Source organism: Streptomyces sp. NPDC001668 (assembly GCF_042893155.1).
Lineage (GTDB): Bacteria > Actinomycetota > Actinomycetes > Streptomycetales > Streptomycetaceae > Streptomyces.
In genome coordinates this window covers 186,980-207,967 of the sequence record NZ_JBIAUQ010000008.1, presented here as the reverse complement: position 1 = coordinate 207,967, position 20,988 = coordinate 186,980, and the positions used below count along the sequence as shown (strand labels likewise).

16 protein-coding genes are annotated in these 20,988 nt (G+C 70.3%); 10 read left to right on the top strand and 6 right to left on the bottom strand.

Annotated elements, in window-relative coordinates:
• Nucleotides 1-12: 12 nt before the first annotated feature.
• Nucleotides 13-3,534: a methionine synthase gene (metH, locus tag ACFYZ8_RS25135; RefSeq protein WP_388536080.1), complete on the bottom strand. Its 3,522-nt coding sequence runs from the start codon at nucleotides 3,532-3,534 to the stop codon at nucleotides 13-15.
• A 304-nt stretch (nucleotides 3,535-3,838) separates the two neighbouring features.
• On the opposite strand from metH, the gene ACFYZ8_RS25130 reads away from it, so the two are divergent.
• The 5 genes from ACFYZ8_RS25130 (at nucleotide 3,839) to ACFYZ8_RS25110 (ending at nucleotide 9,713) form a co-directional block, all read left to right on the top strand.
• Nucleotides 3,839-4,603: an IclR family transcriptional regulator gene (locus tag ACFYZ8_RS25130; protein ID WP_359032031.1), complete on the top strand. Its 765-nt coding sequence runs from the start codon at nucleotides 3,839-3,841 to the stop codon at nucleotides 4,601-4,603.
• A 321-nt stretch (nucleotides 4,604-4,924) separates the two neighbouring features.
• Complete coding sequence (locus tag ACFYZ8_RS25125) at nucleotides 4,925-5,725, top strand: MIP/aquaporin family protein (protein WP_359032030.1); 801 nt, start codon at nucleotides 4,925-4,927, stop codon at nucleotides 5,723-5,725.
• Nucleotides 5,726-5,773: 48 nt separating this feature from the next.
• On the top strand, nucleotides 5,774-7,312 hold the full coding sequence (glpK, locus tag ACFYZ8_RS25120) for a glycerol kinase GlpK (RefSeq protein ID WP_388536085.1): 1,539 nt from the start codon (nucleotides 5,774-5,776) through the stop codon (nucleotides 7,310-7,312).
• Between the two features lie 53 nt (nucleotides 7,313-7,365).
• Nucleotides 7,366-8,982 carry a glycerol-3-phosphate dehydrogenase/oxidase gene (locus tag ACFYZ8_RS25115; protein ID WP_359032028.1) on the top strand — a complete coding sequence of 539 codons (1,617 nt, stop codon included), beginning with the start codon at nucleotides 7,366-7,368 and terminating at the stop codon, nucleotides 8,980-8,982.
• A 161-nt stretch (nucleotides 8,983-9,143) separates the two neighbouring features.
• Nucleotides 9,144-9,713, top strand: coding sequence for an SMI1/KNR4 family protein (locus ACFYZ8_RS25110; RefSeq protein ID WP_388536088.1), 570 nt, complete (start codon nucleotides 9,144-9,146; stop codon nucleotides 9,711-9,713).
• Here ACFYZ8_RS25110 and mtnK read toward each other — a convergent pair.
• Genes mtnK through ACFYZ8_RS25090 form a run of 4 tightly spaced genes read right to left on the bottom strand, consistent with a single transcriptional unit; the run spans nucleotide 9,702 to nucleotide 14,572 of the window.
• Nucleotides 9,702-10,892, bottom strand: coding sequence for an S-methyl-5-thioribose kinase (gene mtnK, locus ACFYZ8_RS25105; RefSeq protein WP_359032026.1), 1,191 nt, complete (start codon nucleotides 10,890-10,892; stop codon nucleotides 9,702-9,704). The genes ACFYZ8_RS25110 and mtnK overlap by 12 nt on opposite strands.
• A gap of 11 nt (nucleotides 10,893-10,903) precedes the next feature.
• A complete protein-coding gene (locus ACFYZ8_RS25100; RefSeq protein WP_359032025.1) occupies nucleotides 10,904-11,944 on the bottom strand; it encodes an ABC transporter permease in 1,041 nt (346 codons plus the stop codon).
• 26 nt (nucleotides 11,945-11,970) lie between these two features.
• Nucleotides 11,971-13,488, bottom strand: a complete 1,518-nt coding sequence (locus ACFYZ8_RS25095) for a sugar ABC transporter ATP-binding protein (protein ID WP_388536091.1) — start codon at nucleotides 13,486-13,488, stop codon at nucleotides 11,971-11,973.
• Complete coding sequence (locus ACFYZ8_RS25090) at nucleotides 13,475-14,572, bottom strand: substrate-binding domain-containing protein (RefSeq protein ID WP_388536094.1); 1,098 nt, start codon at nucleotides 14,570-14,572, stop codon at nucleotides 13,475-13,477. Before ACFYZ8_RS25090 ends, ACFYZ8_RS25095 begins: the two co-directional genes overlap by 14 nt.
• 515 nt (nucleotides 14,573-15,087) lie before the next feature.
• Here ACFYZ8_RS25090 and ACFYZ8_RS25085 point away from each other — a divergent pair.
• Genes ACFYZ8_RS25085 through mtnB form a run of 3 tightly spaced genes read left to right on the top strand, consistent with a single transcriptional unit; the run spans nucleotide 15,088 to nucleotide 17,008 of the window.
• The gene (locus ACFYZ8_RS25085) at nucleotides 15,088-15,687 is read left to right on the top strand and encodes an acireductone dioxygenase (protein WP_388536097.1); all 600 of its coding nucleotides are present in this window, start codon (nucleotides 15,088-15,090) and stop codon (nucleotides 15,685-15,687) included.
• A complete protein-coding gene (gene mtnC, locus ACFYZ8_RS25080) occupies nucleotides 15,684-16,403 on the top strand; it encodes an acireductone synthase (protein WP_388536100.1) in 720 nt (239 codons plus the stop codon). The genes ACFYZ8_RS25085 and mtnC overlap by 4 nt, the downstream gene beginning before the upstream one ends.
• Entirely contained in the window at nucleotides 16,400-17,008 is a 609-nt protein-coding gene (gene mtnB / locus ACFYZ8_RS25075) for a methylthioribulose 1-phosphate dehydratase (protein ID WP_359032020.1), read from the top strand. The genes mtnC and mtnB overlap by 4 nt, the downstream gene beginning before the upstream one ends.
• Before the next feature lie 82 nt (nucleotides 17,009-17,090).
• On the opposite strand, the gene mtnA is transcribed toward mtnB, so the two are convergent.
• On the bottom strand, nucleotides 17,091-18,122 hold the full coding sequence (gene mtnA, locus ACFYZ8_RS25070) for an S-methyl-5-thioribose-1-phosphate isomerase (protein WP_388536103.1): 1,032 nt from the start codon (nucleotides 18,120-18,122) through the stop codon (nucleotides 17,091-17,093).
• Nucleotides 18,123-18,418: 296 nt separating this feature from the next.
• Between mtnA and ACFYZ8_RS25065 the strand changes: the two genes are divergently transcribed.
• Nucleotides 18,419-19,471 (top strand): BMP family ABC transporter substrate-binding protein, encoded by a 1,053-nt coding sequence (locus ACFYZ8_RS25065; RefSeq protein ID WP_359032018.1) that lies wholly within the window; start codon nucleotides 18,419-18,421, stop codon nucleotides 19,469-19,471.
• Nucleotides 19,452-20,987, top strand: a complete 1,536-nt coding sequence (locus tag ACFYZ8_RS25060; RefSeq protein ID WP_388536106.1) for an ABC transporter ATP-binding protein — start codon at nucleotides 19,452-19,454, stop codon at nucleotides 20,985-20,987. Before ACFYZ8_RS25065 ends, ACFYZ8_RS25060 begins: the two co-directional genes overlap by 20 nt.
• Nucleotide 20,988: the final 1 nt, after the last annotated feature.

Below are 20,988 nucleotides of genomic sequence, written 5' to 3'. Positions count from 1 at the left end.
TCACCGCGCGTGTCACCGGGCGTTGAAGTACTTCGCCTCCGGGTGGTGGATGACGATCGCGTCGGTGGACTGCTCGGGGTGGAGCTGGAACTCCTCGCTCAGGTGGACGCCGATGCGCTCCGGCTGGAGCAGGTCGGCGATCTTGGCGCGGTCCTCCAGGTTGGGGCAGGCGCCGTAGCCGAGGGAGAAGCGGGCGCCCCGGTACTTCAGGGCGAACATGTCCTCGATGTCGTTCGGGTCCTCACCGGCGTAGCCCAGCTCCGAACGCACGCGCGCGTGCCAGTACTCGGCGAGCGCCTCGGCCAGCTGGACGGACAGGCCGTGCAGTTCGAGGTAGTCGCGGTAGGCGTTGGCCTCGAAGAGCTTGGCCGTCTGCTCGCCGATCCGTGAGCCGACGGTGACGACCTGGAGGCCGACCACGTCGGTCTCCCCCGACTCCTCGGGGCGGAAGAAGTCGGCGAGGCAGAGCCTGCGGCCGCGGCGCTGGCGCGGGAAGGTGAAGCGGGTGCGCTCGTTGCCCTCCTCGTCCAGGATGATCAGGTCGTCGTCCTTGGACACGCACGGGAAGTAGCCGTAGACCACGGCGGCTTCGAGGAGGTTCTCGGTCTGGAGCCGGTCCAGCAGGCCGCGCAGCCGGGGCCGGCCCTCGGTCTCGACGAGCTCCTCGTACGTCGGCCCCTCGCCGGTGCGGGCCTGCTTGAGCCCCCACTGGCCCTTGAACAGGGCGCCCTCGTCGAGCCAGGAGGCGTACTCCTTGAGCTGGATGCCCTTGATGACGCGGGTGTCCCAGAACGGCGGGGTGGGCACCGGGTTGTCGGTGGCCACGTCGGAGCGCACGTGGCCCTCCTCGGGCCGCTCCTCCTCGACGGTCACGGCGCTCGCGCGGACCCGGCGCTGCTTGAGCTCGGGCAGCTTGGCGCCGGGCACACCCCGCTTGACGCCGATGAGGGCGTCCATGAGGCGCAGGCCCTCGAACGCGTCGCGGGCGTAGCGGACTTCGCCCTCGTAGATCTCGTGCAGGTCCTGTTCGACGTACGCCCTCGTCAGCGCGGCTCCGCCGAGGATGACCGGGAAGTCGGCGGCGAGGCCGCGCTGGTTGAGCTCCTCCAGGTTCTCCTTCATGATCACCGTGGACTTGACCAGGAGCCCTGACATGCCGATGACATCGGCGCGGTGCTCGGCGGCGGCGTCCAGGATCGCGGAGACCGGCTGCTTGATGCCGAGGTTGACCACGTTGTAGCCGTTGTTGGACAGGATGATGTCGACGAGGTTCTTGCCGATGTCGTGGACGTCGCCGCGGACGGTGGCGAGCACGATGGTGCCCTTGCCGGCCTCGTCGCCCTCGACCTTCTCCATGTGCGGTTCGAGATAGGCGACGGCGGTCTTCATGACCTCGGCGGACTGCAGGACGAACGGCAGCTGCATCTGGCCGGAGCCGAAGAGCTCACCGACGACCTTCATGCCGTCCAGGAGGGTGTCGTTGACGATGTCGAGGGCGGGACGGTCCGTCAGGGCCTCGTCGAGGTCGGCCTCCAGGCCGTTCTTCTCGCCGTCGATGATGCGGCGCTTGAGGCGCTCCTCCAGCGGCAGGGCGGCCAGTTCCTCGGCCCGGCCGGCCTTGAGGGACTTCGTGGTGGCGCCCTCGAACAGGGCCATCAGCTTCTGGAGGGGGTCGTAGCCCTCGGCGCGGCGGTCGTAGATGAGGTCGAGGGCGGTCTGCACCTCTTCCTCGCTGAAGCGGGCGATCGGGAGGATCTTCGACGCGTGGACGATCGCCGAGTCCAGGCCCGCCTTGACGCACTCGTCGAGGAAGACCGAGTTGAGCAGGACGCGCGCGGCGGGGTTGAGGCCGAAGGAGATGTTGGACAGGCCCAGCGTGGTCTGCACGTCCGGGTGGCGGCGCTTGAGTTCGCGGATCGCCTCGATGGTGGCGACGCCGTCCTTGCGGGACTCCTCCTGGCCGGTGCAGATGGTGAAGGTCAGGGTGTCGATGAGGATGTCCGACTCGTGGATGCCCCAGTTGCCGGTCAGGTCGTCGATGAGCCGTTCGGCGATCTCGACCTTCTTCTCGGGGGTGCGGGCCTGGCCCTCCTCGTCGATGGTCAGCGCGATCAGCGCGGCTCCGTGCTCCTGGGCGAGCTTGGTGACCTTCGCGAAGCGGGACTCGGGGCCGTCGCCGTCCTCGTAGTTGACGGAGTTGATGACCGCGCGGCCGCCGAGCTTCTCCAGGCCGGCCTGGATGACGGGGACCTCGGTGGAGTCCAGGACGATCGGCAGGGTGGAGGCGGTGGCGAAGCGGCCGGCGAGTTCCTTCATGTCGGCGACGCCGTCGCGGCCCACGTAGTCCACGCAGAGGTCCAGCATGTGGGCGCCCTCGCGGATCTGCTCGCGGGCCATCTCCACACAGTCGTCCCAGCGGGCCTCCAGCATGGCCTCGCGGAACTTCTTGGAGCCGTTGGCGTTGGTGCGCTCACCGATCGCCAGGTAGGAGGTGTCCTGGCGGAAGGGGACCGTCTGGTAGAGGGAGGCGGCGCCGGGCTCGGGCTGCGGGTCGCGCTCGGCGGGGGTGAGCTCGCGGACCCGCTCGACGACCTGGCGCAGGTGCTCGGGGGTGGTGCCGCAGCAGCCGCCGATCAGGGAGAGGCCGTAGTCGCGGACGAAGTTCTCCTGGGCGTCGGCCAGGCCCTCGGGGTCGAGCGGGAAGTGCGCGCCGTCCTTGGTGAGGATCGGCAGGCCCGCGTTCGGCATGCACAGCAGCGGGATGCGGGAGTGCCGGGCGAGGTAGCGCAGGTGCTCGCTCATCTCGGCGGGACCGGTCGAGCAGTTCAGGCCGATCATGTCGATGCCGAGCGGTTCCAGCGCGGTCAGCGCGGCGCCGATCTCCGAGCCGAGCAGCATCGTGCCGGTGGTCTCGAAGGCCATGGAGACCACCAGTGGCACGTCGGCGCCGGTCGCTTCCAGGGCGCGGCGGGCGCCCAGGACGGAGGCCTTCGTCTGGAGCAGGTCCTGGGTGGTCTCGACGATCAGCGCGTCGGCGCCGCCTGCCAGCAGTCCCTCGACGTTGGCCTGGTAGCCGTCGCGGATGGTGGCGTAGTCGATGTGGCCGAGGGTGGGGAGCTTGGTGCCGGGGCCCACCGAGCCCAGGACCCAGCGCTGGCGGCCGTCGCGGGCGGTGTGCTCGTCGGCCGCCTCGCGGGCGATGCGGGCGCCCGCCTCGGACAGCTCGTGCACGCGGTCGGCGATGTCGTACTCCGACGCGGCCGTGTGGTTGGACCCGAAGGTGTTGGTCTCGACGCAGTCGACGCCCACCGCGAAGTACGCGTCGTGGACGGAGCGGACGATGTCCGGGCGGGTCACGTTGAGGATCTCGTTGCAGCCCTCGAGATTCTCGAAGTCCTCGAGGGTGGGGTCCTGGGCCTGCAGCATGGTGCCCATCGCTCCGTCGGCGACCACCACTCTGGTGGCGAGCGCCTCGCGGAGCGCGGACACACGGGTCCGGCTGTCGGCGGAAGGGGTCAGTGGCGACGAGGCCATGAAGGGGCTCCCTCAGTTGCGACGGCTGTCGGCTTCAGCGCCCGCGAGTCGTCCCACGCCGGGCGCACCACGCCAGGGTAGCCGGGTCCCCGCGAGGATGGTCGGCACGTCCACGGGGCGGACCAGGATGGCGGGCAGGTCACCAGCGGGACACCAGTGACACAACAGATGCCGACCGACCATTAGCGGGAGGTCGGCATCGACCGGTAGTGTTCGACATTGCCGAACGGCGACAGTAAAGCCGTAACAGTGGCAGCGACGCCGTTAACAATCGGCTGTCGATGGGGACGGAGGCAGGACGGCGATGGCACGGAACATCCAGTCGCTCGAACGGGCGGCCGCGATGCTGCGGCTGCTCGCGGGCGGCGAGCGGAGACTCGGCCTGTCGGACATCGCCTCGTCCCTGGGCCTGGCCAAGGGCACCGCGCACGGCATCCTGCGCACCCTCCAGCAGGAGGGGTTCGTGGAGCAGGACGACGCCTCCGGGCGGTACCAGCTGGGGGCCGAGCTGCTGCGCCTGGGCACCACCTACCTGGACGTGCACGAACTGCGCGCGCGTGCGCTGGTGTGGACGGACGACCTGGCCCGCTCCAGCGGGGAGAGCGTCCATCTGGGCGTGCTGCACCAGCAGGGCGTGCTGATCGTGCACCACGTCTTCCGGCCCGACGACAGCCGGCAGGTGCTGGAGATCGGGGCCATGCAGCCCCTGCACTCCACGGCCCTGGGCAAGGTGCTGTCGGCCTACGACCCGGTGGCGCACAGCGAGGCCCTGGAGGCCGACCGCAAGGCCTTCACCGAGCGGACCGTGTGCGATCTGGCGGACTTCGAGGGAATCCTCGACATCACGCGCGCGCGTGGGTACGCGGCCGACGTCGAGGAGACCTGGGAGGGCGTCGCGTCCATCGCCGCCCCCATCCACGACCGGCGGCGGATGCCGGTCGGCGCGGTCGGGATCACCGGGGCCGTGGAACGGCTGTGCCGCGAGGGAGAACTGCGTCCGGAGCTGATCGCGGCGGTGCGGGACTGCGCCCGCGCGGTCTCGCGGGACCTGGGCGCCGGGCGGTTCTGAGGACCGTACGAAAGGGCCGGTACGTCGGTGACGTGCCGGTTCTCGGTCGTACCCTGACACAACCGCACAAATCGCCAAAACAAGATCGTTGACCCACAGTTATGAATAACGATCCTGTTTTCGACTACAGAACTCTTGACGTGCGCGTAACCCCGGAGCAAGACTCCCGTCCATCGGTCGGCATTGTCGAACACCTACCGGCAATACGCGCTAGAGTGTGACAACGCCAAGGGCCGGCATCGCTCTCACCCCCGAGGGCAGCTCGAACCACCGGAGGGACCCGGGGTTCGGTCCCCTGGACGAAGGACAAAGGAGTCGCGGGTGTCCAGCTCCGACATCTTCATCGGCGAGACCATCGGTACCGCCATACTCATCCTGCTCGGCGGTGGCGTGTGCGCCGCCGTGACGCTGAAGGCCTCCAAGGCCCGCAACGCCGGCTGGCTCGCCATCACCTTCGGGTGGGGTTTCGCCGTGCTGACGGCCGTCTACACCTCGGCGCCGCTCTCGGGCGCCCACCTCAACCCGGCCGTCACCCTCGCGCTCGCGCTCAAGAAGGACGGCATCTCCTGGAGTGACGTCCCGATCTACTGGGGCGGCCAGCTGCTCGGCGCCATGATCGGCGCGGCACTGGTCTGGGTCGCCTACTACGGCCAGTTCCACGCGCACCTCACCGACAGGGAGATCGTCGGCGCCCCGGGTGCGCAGGCCACCGCCACCAAGGCCGTCGAGGCGCAGGAGAAGGGCGCGGGACCCGTCCTCGGCATCTTCTCCACCGGCCCCGAGGTCCGGGTCGCCTGGCAGAACGTCGCCACCGAGGTCATCGGCACGATCGTGCTGGTGCTCGCCGTCCTCACGCAGGGCCTGAACGGCGACGGCAAGGGCCTGGGCACCCTGGGCGCCCTGATCACCGCGCTCGTGGTCGTCTCCATCGGTCTGTCCCTCGGTGGCCCGACCGGCTACGCGATCAACCCGGCCCGTGACCTCGGTCCGCGTATCGTGCACGCCCTCCTGCCCCTGCCCAACAAGGGCGGTTCCGACTGGGGCTACGCCTGGGTCCCGATCGCCGGTCCGCTGATCGGCGGCGCGATCGCCGCAGGCATCTACAACGTCGCTTTCGCATAAAGCACCGGTAGAACGTCCCCTTCACTCACGGAACCCCAGGAGCACACAGTGACCGACGCCCACACCGCCGGCCCCTTCATCGCCGCGATCGACCAGGGCACCACCTCCAGCCGCTGCATCGTCTTCGACAAGGACGGCCGTATCGTCTCGGTCGACCAGAAGGAGCACGAGCAGATCTTCCCGAAGCCGGGCTGGGTCGAGCACGACGCCAACGAGATCTGGACCAACGTCCAGGAGGTCGTCGCCGGAGCCATCCAGAAGGCCGGCATCACCCGCGACGACATCAAGGCCATCGGCATCACCAACCAGCGCGAGACCACGCTGCTGTGGGACAAGAACACCGGTGAGCCCGTCCACAACGCCATCGTCTGGCAGGACACCCGCACCGACGCGCTCTGCCGCGAACTCGGCCGCAACGTCGGCCAGGACCGCTTCCGCCGCGAGACCGGCCTGCCGCTGGCCTCCTACTTCGCCGGCCCGAAGGCCCGCTGGCTGCTCGACAACGTCGAGGGCCTGCGCGAGCGCGCCGAGCGCGGCGACATCCTCTTCGGCACCATGGACACCTGGGTCATCTGGAACCTGACCGGTGGTGTCAACGGCGGCAAGCACTACACCGACGTCACCAACGCCTCCCGCACCATGCTGATGAACCTCCACACCCTGGAGTGGGACGAGAAGATCGCCGAGTCCATCGGCGTGCCGCTGCCGATGCTCCCCGAGATCCGCTCCTCGGCCGAGGTCTACGGCGAGGTCACCGGCGGCAAGCTGGGCGACCTGCTCGGCGGCATCCCGGTCGCCTCGGCGCTCGGTGACCAGCAGGCGGCCCTGTTCGGCCAGACCTGTTTCGCCGAGGGCGAGGCCAAGTCGACGTACGGCACCGGCACCTTCATGCTGCTGAACACCGGCGAGAAGATCATCAACTCGTACTCCGGGCTGCTGACCACCGTCGGCTACCGCATCGGCGACGACAAGCCGGTCTACGCCCTCGAGGGCTCGATCGCGGTCACCGGTTCGCTGGTGCAGTGGATGCGCGACCAGATGGGGCTGATCTCCACCGCCGCCGAGATCGAGACGCTCGCGCTCTCCGTCGAGGACAACGGCGGCGCCTACTTCGTGCCGGCCTTCTCCGGTCTGTTCGCCCCGTACTGGCGCTCCGACGCCCGCGGTGTGATCGCCGGCCTGACCCGGTACGTCACCAAGGCGCACCTGGCGCGTGCCGTCCTGGAGGCCACCGCCTGGCAGACCCGTGAGATCACGGACGCCATGACCAAGGACTCGGGCGTCGAGCTCGCGGCCCTCAAGGTCGACGGCGGCATGACCTCCAACAACCTGCTGATGCAGACCCTCTCGGACTTCCTGGACGCCCCCGTGGTGCGCCCGATGGTCGCCGAGACCACCTGCCTCGGCGCCGCCTACGCCGCCGGTCTCGCCGTCGGCTTCTGGACCAGCACCGACGACCTGCGCGCCAACTGGCGCCGGGCCGCCGAGTGGACCCCCCGCATGGACGCGGACACCCGCGACCGTGAGTACAAGAGCTGGCTCAAGGCCGTCGAGCGGACCATGGGCTGGCTCGAGGACGAGAGCTGAGCGACGGCCCGTAGAGAGGCCCAGCCGGCTCTGAAGAGGAGTAAGAACCCCACATGACCAGTCAGTCCACCCTGCAGTCCGTGCCTGCCCTCGGTACGCGCCCGGCCTCCGGCTCCCACCCGAGCCGCGCCGAGACCCGGGAGCAGCTCTCCAAGGCGTCGTACGACCTTCTCGTGATCGGCGGCGGCATCCTGGGCATCTCCACCGCCTGGCACGCCGCGCAGTCCGGCCTCAGGGTGGCTCTGGTCGACGCCGGCGACTTCGCCGGCGCCACCTCCTCCGCCTCCTCCAAGCTGCTCCACGGCGGTCTGCGCTATCTGCAGACCGGCGCGGTGAAGTTGGTGGCGGAGAACCACTTCGAGCGCCGTGCGGTCTCCCGCCAGGTGGCCCCCCACCTGGCGAACCCGCTCACCTTCTACCTCCCCGTGTACAAGGGCGGGCCGCACGGCGCGGCGAAGCTCGGGGCGGGCGTCTTCGCCTACTCCGCGCTCTCCGCGTTCGGTGACGGCGTCGGTCACCTCCTGTCCCCCGCGAAGGCGGCGCAGGACGTACCCGAGCTGCGCACCGAGAACCTCAAGGCCGTGGCCGTGTACGGCGACGACCAGATGAACGACGCGCGCATGGCGCTGATGACGGTCCGCGCGGCCGTCGAGGCGGGTGCGGTCGTGCTGAACCACGCCGAGGTGACCGGCCTGCGCTTCACCAAGGGCCGGGTGACCGGCGCGGATCTGCGCGACCGGCAGTCCGGTGACGAGTTCGGTGTGAACGCCCGGCTGGTGCTGAACGCGACCGGGCCGTGGGTCGATCACCTGCGCCGGATGGAGGACCCGAACGCGGCGCCGTCCATCCGCCTGTCCAAGGGCGCGCACCTGGTCCTGAAGCGGACCTCGCCGTGGAAGGCCGCGCTCGCGACCCCCATCGACAAGTACCGGATCACCTTCGCGCTGCCGTGGGAGGACATGCTGCTTCTCGGCACCACGGACGAGGAGTTCGAGGGCGACCCGGCGGACGTGTCGGTCACGGAGAAGGACACGGCCCAGATACTCGACGAGGCCGCGTTCTCCGTCCGCGACCAGCAGCTCTCCCGTGACCTGATCACGTACTCGTTCGCCGGTCTGCGCGTGCTGCCGGGCGGTCCCGGTGACACGGCCAAGGCCAAGCGCGAGACCGTGGTCACGGAGGGCCGTGGCGGCATGCTGTCCGTCGCGGGCGGCAAGTGGACGACCTTCCGGCACATCGGCCGTACGGTCATGCAGAAGCTGGAGGCGCTGCCCGGCGCTCCGCTGGGCGACGACTTCGAGCCCATCTCCGCCCTGCCGAAGAAGCTCCCCCTTCCCGGTGTCGCCAACCCGCGCGCGGTCGCGCACCGCCTGCTGGTGGACAACCCGGCGCCGGGTCCGCGCATGGCCGCCGACACGGCCAGGCACCTGGCGACCCACTACGGCTCCCTCGCCTTCGACATCGCCCGCCTGGCCAACGAGAACCCGGAGCTGGGCGAGCGCGTCCACCCGGACGCCCCGGAGATCTGGGCGCAGGTCGTGTACGCCCGGGACAACGAGTGGGCCGAGACGCCGGACGACGTGCTGCGCCGCCGTACGACGCTGACGATCCGGGGTCTGGCCACGGACGAGGTCCGCGCGAAGGTCCAGGACCTGCTCGACAAGAAGTAGCCCTCGGCCCGGCCCCTGTCCCTCCCCGACCAGGACCGGCGTCCCGAGAACGGCCCCTCTCCCCTATGGGGGCCGGCACGCGAAAGGGGGCGGCTCCCCGCCGATGGAGCCGCCCCCTTTCGCGTGCCCTGTTGTCGGTGCCGGGTGCTTTCATGGCACGCATGAACAGTGATCACGCCGCTCCCGGGGACCTCGCCGCACTGCGGGAGGCCTTCGGGGTGGACGACGGGGGTGCCTCGGCGCTCGGGTGGGAGGCGGTCCGGGCCTTCGAGGCGGAGCACGGCGTGGTGCTGCCGGAGCCGTACCGGACGTTCGTCGCGGAGATCTCCGACGGCTCGTTCCAGGGGCCGCCGGAGTACGGGCTCGTGGGGCTGGCCGAGGTGCCCGGGGACTGGGGCGGCGACGGCGCGGACCGGGACCTGGGCAAGCCGTTCCCGCTGGCCGAGCGCTGGCTCTGGGAAGAGGACGAGGGCCCGTACGAGGACCCCGACGCCGTCGTCGACCAGGTGTTCCGCCACGGTTCGGTCGTGCTCGGGACCGACGGGTGCGCGATGAACTGGCACCTCGTCGTCACGGGCCCCCATCGGGGACACATATGGCACGTCACCGATGTGGGCGCCCTGCCCTTCGGCTCGGAGTTCGGGTACACGACCTCCGAGCCCGGTTTCGCCGGCTGGGTGCGGCACTGGGCCGCCGGCAAGGAGTGGTTCGACGCCGTCTCAGCCGAGTGAGGTCACGGCCTCGCGAACGGAGTCCGGGGACGGCAACTCCGCACGGCGCAGGATCAGTTCGCGGCCCAGCAGCAGTGCCCGCCGGGAGGCCGGTACCGGGTCCGGGAGGGTCGTGAGGTCGGTCAGGTGGGCGAAGCCGATGATGCGGCGGATGATCTCCGTGCCCGCGTAGCCCAGGGACTCGGTCCAGACCCGGCGCAGGAAGCGGTCCAGGTAGGCGTCGTCGAAGAAGGTGTCCACCCGGGTCGGCCACAGACGGCGGAACTCCGTCTCGAACGCCTCCCAGGACAGGCGGAGTTGGTCGGCGTGGTCGCTCAAGCTGCCCAGTGCGCGGGCCCGTTCCTCCGAGACCAGGGCGTTGGCCCAGTAGAGGCCGAGGTCGAAGCCGATGGGTCCGACGAAGGAGAACTCGGGGTCGAACACCCGGACCACGGGGGCGCCTTCGCGGTCGCCGACCATGATGCTGCCGGTGTGGAGGTCGCCGTGCAGAAGGGCCTGGGCGCTGGTCATGAACAGGTGCCTGAGGTCGGCGACCTCCGTGCGGAGCTCCGTGTCCGCGCGGAAGGACACCGCCAGGTCGTCCACGCCCTCGTGCCAGTGGTTGTGCTCGTGCTCGACGTACGGCTCGGACAGCACCACGTCTTCGGTGATCTTGCACAGCTCGGGACTCACCGAGGCCGCGATCAGCGCCTTGCGTTCGGCGGACGGCATGCCGAAGTCGCTGGTCGCGAAGGAGAGCTGGGCGACCAGTTCACCGACTCGGGCCGAGGTGTGGGGGCCGTACGACGCGCCTTCGTTGAGGAGGGTGCGCAGGACCTCCAGGTCCGACATGTCCTCCATGACGAGCGCGTAGTTCTCGGGGTCGTAGCCGTGGATCGCCGGGATCTTGTCCGGGGCGACCTTCGCGATCTGCTCGTAGGCGCGGGCCTCGGCGTCGGCACGGTCCGGGTTCATCGGCCAGGACGGGCCCGCCACCCGCACCCAGGGCAGCGCCTGCTTGACGGCGAGGCTGCGGGTGCCGTCGGCCGGGGCCTCCGCGTCGGTCGCAGTGGCGAGGAAGACCCGGTTCATGTTGCCGTCGGAGACCTCGCGCACCTCCGGCTCGGCCGGGCCGTCCCAGTGGCCGCGCTCGCGCAGGTACGCCGGGATGTCCTCGGTCTCCAGGATGCGGTAACCCATCGTGAACTCCCCTATGCGGTGCGGCGCTTGGACAATGTGAAGCTGAAGACCAGGGCGAGGATGAGGACCGCGCCCTCGACCACGTCCTGGGTGTAGTACGGCAGGCCCTTGATGGTCAGACCGGTGGTGATGATGCCGATGAGCACCGCGCCGAGGGCCGTGCCCCAGACGTTCGGGCGGCCCCGGCCGAGGACCGAGGTGCCGACCAGTGCCACGGCCACCGCCTCCAGGAGCTGGGAGGTGCCGGCGGAGACATCGCCCTGGCCGATGCGGGACGCGAGGATCAGGCCGCCGATCGAGGCGAGCACCCCGGACAGGACGTAGGCGAGAGCCCGGTAGGCACCGACGCGGATGCCCGCCAGGCGGGAGGCCTCGGGGTTGGCGCCGATCGCGTAGAGCACGCGGCCCCAGCGGGTACGGGCCAGGAAGACCCAGGCGGCGAGGGTCAGGCCGCCGAAGATGAGGACCGAGATGGGGATGCCGAGGACGGTCCCGCGGTCGATCTTCAGGAAGCCGGCGGTGAACTTGCCGGGGGCGGTGGAGCCGTCGTCCATCGTCATGCCCGGGGTGATCGACTGGCCGTCGACCAGGATCAGCTTGCCGCCCTGGATGACGAACATGGTGCCGAGGGTGGCGAGCATGTCGGGGATCTTCAGTACGACGATCAGCAGGGCGTTGAGGAGGCCCGCGAGGGCGCCCGCCGCGAGGACCGCGATGATCGCGACCGTGCCGACCTGGTTCTGGACGACCATCGTCTGGGCGGCGACCGAGACACCGAGGCCGGCGACCGCGCCGACGGACATGTCCATTCCGCCGACGGCCATGGTGAGGGTGACGCCCAGGCCGAGGATCGCGGCGACGGAGACATAGCGGAGGGTGTCGAGGAGGGTCGCCGACTCGCGGAAGGAGCCCTCGCTCAGCGCGAAGTACAGGAACAGCGCGACCGTGACGAAGATGAAGCCGTACTTGATGACGGCGTTCTGGACGCGGACGGCCGTGCCGGCGGTGGGCGGGGTCGCCGTCTTCACCGGGGCGCTCTGGGTTGTGGTCATGGCGAACTACCTCAAGTGGGCCGGGGTCACACGGACGCCGAGATGGTCTGGATGACGCGGTCGCGTTCCGCGTCCTCGCCGTACGCGTCGAGGTGGATCTCACCGGCGGCGAGCACGACGACCCGGTCGGCGATCTCCAGGACCTCGTCGACGTCGGCGGACAGCACGAGGACGGCGGCGCCCTCGGCGGCGAGGGTCCTGGCGCGGCGTCCGATGTCCCGGCGGGCACCGATGTCCACGCCTCGGAACGGCTCGTCCAGGATGAGGACACGAGGTGTCTTGGCGAGCCAGCGGCCGACGACGACCTTCTGCTGGTTGCCGCCGGACAGCTCCTCCACGGTGCTGTGCTCGTCGCGGGCGACGACACCGAGCGCCTCGATGGTGTCGCGGCCGAGGGCGTCCTCCTGCGAGCGCTGGACGAGCCCTGCTCTGGAGAGGGACTTCAGGAACGGCAGCGAGATGTTCTGCGCCAGCGACCAGCCGGGGACCAGCGCGTCGGCGTGCCGGTCCTCGGGGACCAGGTGGATGCCGCCGCGGATGGCGTCGGAGGGCCGCTTCGGCCGGTACGGCTTTCCGTCCAGTTCGACGGAGCCGGTCGCGAAGGGCTCGGCGCCGAACAGGCCACGGGCCAGCTCGGTCTTGCCGGCGCCCAACAGGCCTACGACACCGGTGACTTCGCCGGCGCGGAGGTCCAGGTCGAGGGGTGCGCGGCCCTCGAAGAGGCGTACGCCCCTCAGGGAGAGCACGACATCACCCTCGGCACCCTCCCTGACCGGACGGGCCGTCGTCGCCTCCTGGGCCTGGGCCAGCATCGCGCGCAGGGCGCTGTCCCAGTCGAAGGGCCTCACCTGGTCCTCGGTGAGACGGCCGTCCCGCAGGACGACCAGGCGGTCGGCGAGGGCGTCGATCTCGCCGAGGCGGTGGGAGACGTAGAGGACGGCGATGCCGTCGTCGCGCATCCTCTCGACGAGCGCGAAGAGGCGTTCGGCCTCGGCTGCGGACAGGGCCGAGGTCGGCTCGTCGAGGATGAGGAGTCGCGGGCGGGTGGCCAGGGCTCGGGCGAGGATGAGCAACTGGCGGTCGGAGATGCCGAGTTCGGTCACGTCCCGCCTGAGGACGGCGTCACTCCAGTCGAGACCGAGGCCCGCCTGGATCTCGCGGGCGCGGGCCAGCAGCTTGCCGCCGTTGAGGAACGGGTTGCCGCGCGCCTGGGCCAGCTCCTCGAAGACCAGGTTCTCGGCGACCGAGAGGCCCGGCACGATGCCCTCGCCGATGCGCTGGTGCACGGTCTGGATGCCCAACTGGCGGGCGGCGAGCGGGGACTGGAGAGCCGCGGGCTCCCCGGCGACCCGCACCACTCCCCCGTGGCCGGTGTGCACACCCGACAGGATCTTGATCAGTGTGGACTTGCCGGCGCCGTTCGCGCCGAGCAGCGCGACCACGCTGCCCGGGGCGATGTCCAGGGTGACGGACTCCAGGACCGTCTTGCCCCCGAAGGCCATGCTGACCTCGCGGAGGGCGACCGCCGGTTCAGTGGGCGACATTCGAGATCCAGTCCGCGGTCGAGACCTGCGACAGGTTCAGCGCGGGCAGCGCCGCCCGCAGCTGGTCCATGTTCTCGATCTTCTTCGCGCGCAGGAAGTCCTGGGTGATGGCGACGGCCGGGAACTCCACCGAGGTCTTGTTCAGCTGCCCGGCCAGCTCCAGGGCGGTCGTACGGACGACGGCGGCGCCGACCGCGGACGGGTCGGTGCCCGCCGTGGCGACCCAGGGGCTGCCGGCTGCGGTCATCTGCTGGATGTCGGCGTTGGAGACGTCCGCGCCGAAGACCTTCACCTTGTCCTGGAGCTTCTTGTTCTGGACGGCGAGGACCGTGCCCTTGGCGAGCTCGTCGTAGGGCGCGAAGACGCCGGTCACATCGGAGTGCTGGGTGAGCGCGGCGGAGACCAGCGGGACGTTGTCGGTGGCGGTGGAGTCGGTGACCTTGCCGACCTTGAACTGCTGCTTCCAGCCCTGCGCGGCGACTTCCTTCGCCCAGACGGTGTTCCGCTTGTCGAGGGCGGCGTAACCGGCGACGTTGACGTAGCCGACCTTGGCGTTCTTGCCGAGGTCCTTGGACATCACGTCGAGGACGGCCTGCGCCATGCTGGCGTCGTCCTGCTCGGTGCTCACCACGCCCTTGGTGGAGGTCTCGACGTCGTAGACGACGACCTTGATGCCCTTCTTCACGGCCTTGTCGATCTCCGGCTGGATCGTCGCCGGGAAGCCGTGGTCGATGATGATCGCCTTGGCGCCGGAGTTGATCGCCGAGGACAGGTCGGTGGCCTGCTTGGCGTTGTCGGCCTGGGCGTCGTACACCGTCAGGTCGATACCGAGGGCCTTGGCCTGGGCCTTGGCGCCGTTGCCCCACTGCTCGAAGTAGTCGCCGGCGCCGCTCTGGCGGACCAGGGCCACCTTGACCGCGCCCGCGCTGAAGGGGGCCGGCTTCTTGCCGGTCGCGGCGGAGGCCGAGGCGGCGGTGTCGCCGGTGTTCTTGGACGCGTCCGTGGACTGCGAGCAGCCGGAGAGCACGAGGGCGGAGACGGAGGCGAGGGAGAGCGCGGCGAGGGGCAGACGGGTGCGGGACATGAGGAGCTCCAGGTACGGGGTGGTGCGAGGGAATGAAGGGGGTGCTTGGCCCGGAGCGGGGGAAAGGAAATGCGCCGCCGCACGAATGGGGGCAGGCAGGCCGGGGCTCCGGAAGGGGTCAGCGACAGCTGGCTGTGGTCGACCGGAGCAAGTCCACGTACAGCCGCCGCACGAGCAGCAGCGTCTTCATAGTCAGATCATGGGAACGATTTCAGCCACACGTCAAAGATATGGAACCGCTTTCTCAGCAGGTGAGACAACGACTAGGTCACACCCGGTGCAGGTCACGGCCGGAGTTACCATCGCAGGACCGGCACCCGACCCGGCACTGTGAGGCCCCCATGACACCTGACGCGCAGGCGATGTGCATGCCCGGCATGCGCCGCTGTCGTCGCGCGCGCTGTCGCGGCTGACCGGCCACCACCGCCCGCTCCTCGCCGTCCCTGTTCCTTCCCCGCCCGTCCGGTGCTTGTCCCGGTATCCGGACTTTCCTCCCAAGCCCTGGAGTTGTTTCCATGACGCTGCTGACCACCTGGTCCGAGTCCGGCCCCGAGACCCTGGTCCGCCGCACCTCGGACCCCGCCGAGATCGCCGAGGCGCTCAAGCCGCTCGGGGTGCGCTACGAGCAGTGGCCGGTCCGTGAGAACGTCCCGTTCGACGCCGACAGCGAGACCGTGTTCGCGGCCTACGGCCCCGAGATCGACAAGCTGAACGCCGAGGAGGGCTTCACCACCGTCGACGTCCTGGGCCTGCGCCCCAGCGACGACCCGGAGTTCCCGGCGAAGGCGAAGGCGGCCCGCGAGAAGTTCCTCCAGGAGCACACCCACGACGACGATGACGAGGTCCGCTTCTTCGTCTCCGGTTCCGGGATCTTCTACCTGCACGTGAACGGCGAGGTGCACGCGGTCTTCTGCGAGAAGGGCGACCTGCTCGGCGTGCCGCGCGGCACCACCCACTGGTTCGACATGGGCACCAACCCCTCCTTCACCGCGATCCGCTTCTTCCACGAGGAGGACGGCTGGATCGGCAACTTCACCGGCTCCACCATCGCCTCCCGCTTCCCGGACTACGACACCATCGCGGCGGGTTACGAGGCCGACAGGGCAGCCGCATGACCTTGCGTCACGACGTCGACGCCGTGGTGCTCGACATCGAGGGCACCACGAGCGCCACGGGCTTCGTCGTCGACGTGCTCTACCCGTACTCCCGCTCGCGGTTCGCCGCGCTGCTCACCGAGCGCGCCGAGGACCCCGAGGTGGCGCGGGCCGTCGCCCAGGTGCGCGAGGAGATCGGCGAGCCGGACGCCGACGCCGGCCGCGTCGAGAAGGCGCTGAACGCCTGGCTCGACGACGACCGCAAGGCGACCCCGCTGAAGACCCTCCAGGGCCTCATCTGGTCCGAGGGCTTCGCCCGCGGCGACCTCGTCTCGCACTTCTACGACGACGTCGTACCGCGGTTGCGCGCCTGGCACACGGCGGGCGCGGAGCTCTACGTCTACTCGTCCGGGTCGGTCGCCGCGCAGCGGGCCTGGTTCACCAACAGCCCGGAGGGCGACCTCAGTTCACTTCTCTCCGGGCTCTACGACACCGAGAACGCCGGCCCCAAGCAGGAGGCGGAGTCGTACCGCCGTATCGCCTCGGCGACCGGTCTCGCGCCGGGCCGTCTGCTGTTCCTCTCCGACCGGCCCGGCGAGCTGGACGCGGCCCGCGAGGCCGGCTGGCACACCGTCGGCATACGGCGGGCCGGGGAGCCGTACTTCGAGCAGGGCGTCGGCGACCACGCCGCGGCGGGGACGTTCGACGAGATCACCGTTTCAAGGAGCACTTCGTGACCGCCGACATCAGCGCACTCGACCTGGAGGAGGCGGGGGCGGTTCTCGCCGCCGAGTCCGCCCGCTTCGCCTCGTTCGGCTGGATGCGGGGCACGTCCGGGAACCTGTCCGTGGTGCTCTCACGTGAGCCGCTGCTGCTCGCCGTCACCGCCAGCGGCCACGACAAGGGTGAACTGACGCCCGCGGACGTGGTGTTGGTGGACGGCCAGGGAGCGGCGGTACAGGGCGGGAAGCCGTCCGCGGAGGCCGAACTGCACGCGCGCGTGGCCGCGCTCACCGGGGCCGGTGCCGTGGTCCACGTGCACACCGTCGCCTCGGTCGCGATGGGCAGGCGTGAGCCGGGCGGAATCGTCTTCAGCGACCTGGAGATGCTCAAGGGCGTCGGCCGGCCCGCGCACGACGTCGAGGTGACGCTGCCGGTCATCGCCAACAGCCAGGACATGAAGGTGCTCGGGGACCGTCTTGAGGAGGCGCGGGACCCGCGGATGCCGGCGGTGGTCGTCGCCGGGCACGGACTGTACGTGTGGGGCGCGGACCCGCGCCAGGCCCGGCACCACACCGAAGTGGTGGAGTGGCTGCTGGAGTTGGAGCTCACCGGCCGCTGAGACACAAAGGTCGAGTGAGACACAAAGGTCGAGACAAAAAGGAGGGGACCCCTGGCCGGGGTCCCCTCTTTCGCTTGAGCTCCTACTTCAGCCGGTCGCCCGGGAGTTCGCCCGCCGAGACCTCCAGCACGCCCCGCTCGGTCACCAGGCCCGTCACCAACCGACCCGGTGTCACGTCGAACGCCGGGTTGTGCCCCCGTGACTGTGCCGGAGCCGTCCGCACCCCGGCCCACTCCAACACCTCGGACTCGCCCCGGAGTTCGATGTGGATGTCGTCGCCCGTCCTGGTCGAGAGGTCGACCGTGGTGGTCGGTGCCGCGACCAGGAAGGGGATGCCCGCGTCGGCGCAGGCGAGCGCGACGCCCACCGTGCCCACCTTGTTGGCCGTGTCGCCGTTCGCCGCGATGCGGTCCGCGCCGACGATCGCCGCGTCGACCTCACCGCGCAGGATGGTGCCGGCCGCGGCCCCGTCGGCCTGGACGTAGTGCGGGATGCCCTCCTGGACCAGCTCCCAGGCGGTGAGCCGGGACCCCTGGAGCAGGGGGCGCGTCTCGTCGGCGTAGACGACCTCCAGGCGTCCGCGCGCGTGGAGTTCGCGGATGACGCCGAGGGCCGTGCCCCAGCCGGCCGTCGCCAGCGCCCCGGTGTTGCAGTGCGTCAGGATCCTCAACGGCCGGTCCTGGCCCACCTTTTCGAGCAGCCAGTCGGCTCCGAAGGCGCCCATCGCCCGGTTCGCCTCGACGTCCTCGCGCTGGACCGCGGCGGCCTCCTCGAGGACCGCGTCGAGGCCTTCGGGCAGGCGGGCGGCGACCCGGTCGACGCAGACCATGAGGTTGACGGCCGTGGGGCGCGCCTCCCGGATACGGGCGACGGCCTTGAGGATCTGTCCGTCGGTCCAGTCCTCCCGCTCGCCCTGAAGCAGCGCGATCGCGACGCCGTAGCCCCCCGCCGCCCCGATCGCGGGCGCGCCCCGCACCACGAGACGCTGGATCGCGTCGACCAGAGTGTCCACATCGCGGACATCAACCGTCTCGGTGCGGTGCGGCAGCAGCGTCTGGTCTATGAGCGCGAGGCCGGATCCGGTCCACTCGACGGCGCGCAGTTCCTGGGGCATTTCGGGACACTCCTGATGTTCCGGTGGGTCTCGCCACCGTACATGACCTGGGCGAACCATAGTTCGAGACGGTCGAGCGGCTGTCTGGAAACGGGTGTTAAAGTCCAGCACCCCAGTCCGCAGACCGAGACGAAGGAGGACACCCGTGCCGCTGACCAAGCGCCGTTTCCTCGACTTCGGCCGGTGTGCCGGCGCCAGCTGTCGACGCTGAGCCTTCTCCACCGCCCGTCGCGCTTCTCTCCCCTCACCCGCTCACCGCCGAGCGTGGTCCTCGCCGTACCCCCGGAAGGTCCCCGATGTTCCGCAGAAACCGCCGTACCCTCCAGGCCGCCGCCGTCACCGCGCTCCTGGTCACCGCCGCGACGGCCTGCAACGCCGCCGCCAAGAACGACGCCGCCGGCGGCGCGAGCGGGGGCAGCGGCCCGTCGTTCACCCTGGTCACGCCGGACGCCGTGGGGCAGAACGAGTTCCTGAAGCTCGCTGTCACCGGCGTCAAGGACGCGGCGAAGCAGCACGACGGCACGCAGAAGGTCTACGAGTCCACGGACACCGCCTCCCAGCAGCAGAACGTGCAGGCCGCGGTCGACGCCAAGCCGGACGTCATCGTGCTGGTCGGCTTCGAGTTCGCCGACCTCGTGGCGCAGCAGGCGCAGAAGAACCCCCAGCAGCGGTTCCTGATCATCGACGCGTGCACGACGAAGACGTACAAGAACGTCAGTTGCGCGGTCTTCCGCGAGCACGAGGGTGTCTACCTCGCGGGCGCGGAGGCGGGCCTGCTCAGCAAGTCCGGGAAGGTCGGCGCGGTCGACGTCCTCGACACGCCCCAGTTCCGCCGCTACAGCGACCCGTTCGCGGCCGGTGCCAAGAAGGTCGCGCCGAAGACCGCCACGGGCACCCGGTTCGTCGGCGGTCAGTCCCCCTTCGACGACTCGGCCCGCGCCAAGGAGCAGGCGAGCACCCTGCTCTCCCAGGGCTACGACCAGATCATGGCGGCCGCGGCGGCCGGCAACTACGGCGTCTTCGAGGCTGCGAAGGCCAAGGGCGCCTTCGCGTACGGCGTCGACGTCAACCAGTGCCCCTCGGCGCCCGGCACGGTCGTCGACAACGTGATCAAGCGCACCGACGTCGCCGTGCGGAAGGGCATCGAGTCGGTCCTGGCCGGCACGACCGGCACGACCGTGTCGTACGGCCTCAAGGAGGGCGGTATCAGCCTCACCGGCCTGGAGACGGGCGTGGACTCCTCGAAGTGCGTGATCGCCGACCACAAGGACGTCCTCGCCAAGGTGAAGGAACTGCGCGACCAGATCGTCGCGGGGAAGCTGACGGTCGATGACCCCGCCGCGAGCTGAGCCCCCGGCCGCGGTCGAACTCCGGGGGATCACCAAGCGGTTCCCCGGAACACTCGCCAACGACCGCGTCGACCTGACCGTCCGCCCCGGCGAGATCCACGCCCTCATGGGGGAGAACGGCGCCGGGAAGTCCACCCTCATGTCGGTCCTCTACGGCATGGAACGCCCGGATGCCGGGACGATCCGTATCGACGGGCGGACCGTCACCTCCGGTTTCGGCAGCCCGTCCGAGGCCATGGCCGCCGGGCTCGGCATGGTCCACCAGAGTTTCAAGCTCTTCGACTCGCTGACGGTCGCCGAGAACGTCGTCTACGCCGCCGAGCCGCGCCGCTTCGGCCTGGTGGACCGGGCCGCCGCCCGTCGCCGGGTGCGGGAGCTCGCCGAGCGGCACGGTCTGGCCGTCGACCCGGACGCCCGCGTCGGCGACCTGCCCGTGGGCCTGCGCCAGCGCGTCGAGATCCTGAAGCTGCTGCACCGCGGCGCCCGGACCCTGATCCTCGACGAGCCGACGGCGGTTCTCACCCCCGACGAGGCCGACGCCCTGTTCGCGGTCCTCAAGTCGCTGGCCGCGCAGGGCCGTACGGTCATCCTGGTCACGCACAAGCTGCGCGAGGTGTTGCAGGGCAGCGACAACGTCACCGTCCTGCGGGACGGCCGGGTCGTGGCCCGTCTGGTCACCGCCGAGACCTCCGCCGACGAGATCGCCGCCGCGATGACGGGCCGCGCGGTCGCGCTGGACCGCGTCCATGCCCCGGGCACCCCCGGTGAGGTGGTGCTCGACGCGACAGGCCTGTCCACCGACGCCGTGCACGACATCACGCTCGCCGTCCGCGCGGGCGAGATCGTCGGTATCGCGGGCGTCGCGGGCAACGGACAGAGCGAGCTGGTCCAGGCCCTGGCCGGGCTGCGGCAGCTCACGGCGGGCCACGTGACACTGAAGGGGCAGGACATCACGCACGCCTCCGCCACCGAACGGCGCCTGAAGGGCCTGGCGTACGTCCCCGAGGACCGGCACGCGGTCGGTACGGCCCCGGCCGCGTCCGTGGCCGACAACCTCGCGATGGGACACCACCGTACGTCCCTGTCGCACCGCGGCCTGCTGCCGCCGGCGTCCGTCCGGGCGCACGCGCGGCGGCTCATCGAGCGCTTCGGCATCAAGGCGTCCACGCCCGAGGTGACCGCCTCGGCGCTCTCGGGCGGCAACCTCCAGAAGCTGTTGATCGGCCGCGAACTCGCCCACGAAGCCCCGCTCTTGCTCGTCGAGCAGCCCACGCGCGGAGTGGACATCGGAGCGATCCAGAACATCCACGACCAGCTGATCGCCTACCGCGACGCCGGTCACGCCGTCCTCCTCGTCTCCGCCGAGCTGAGCGAGATCCGGGGGCTCGCGGACCGGGTCCTGGTGATGTACGAGGGCCGGATCACGGCGACGTACGACAAGACCGAGGCGGACGAACGGACGCTGGGGCTCGCGATGGCGGGCGGTACGAGCGAACGAGTGGAAACCGCCGACTGAC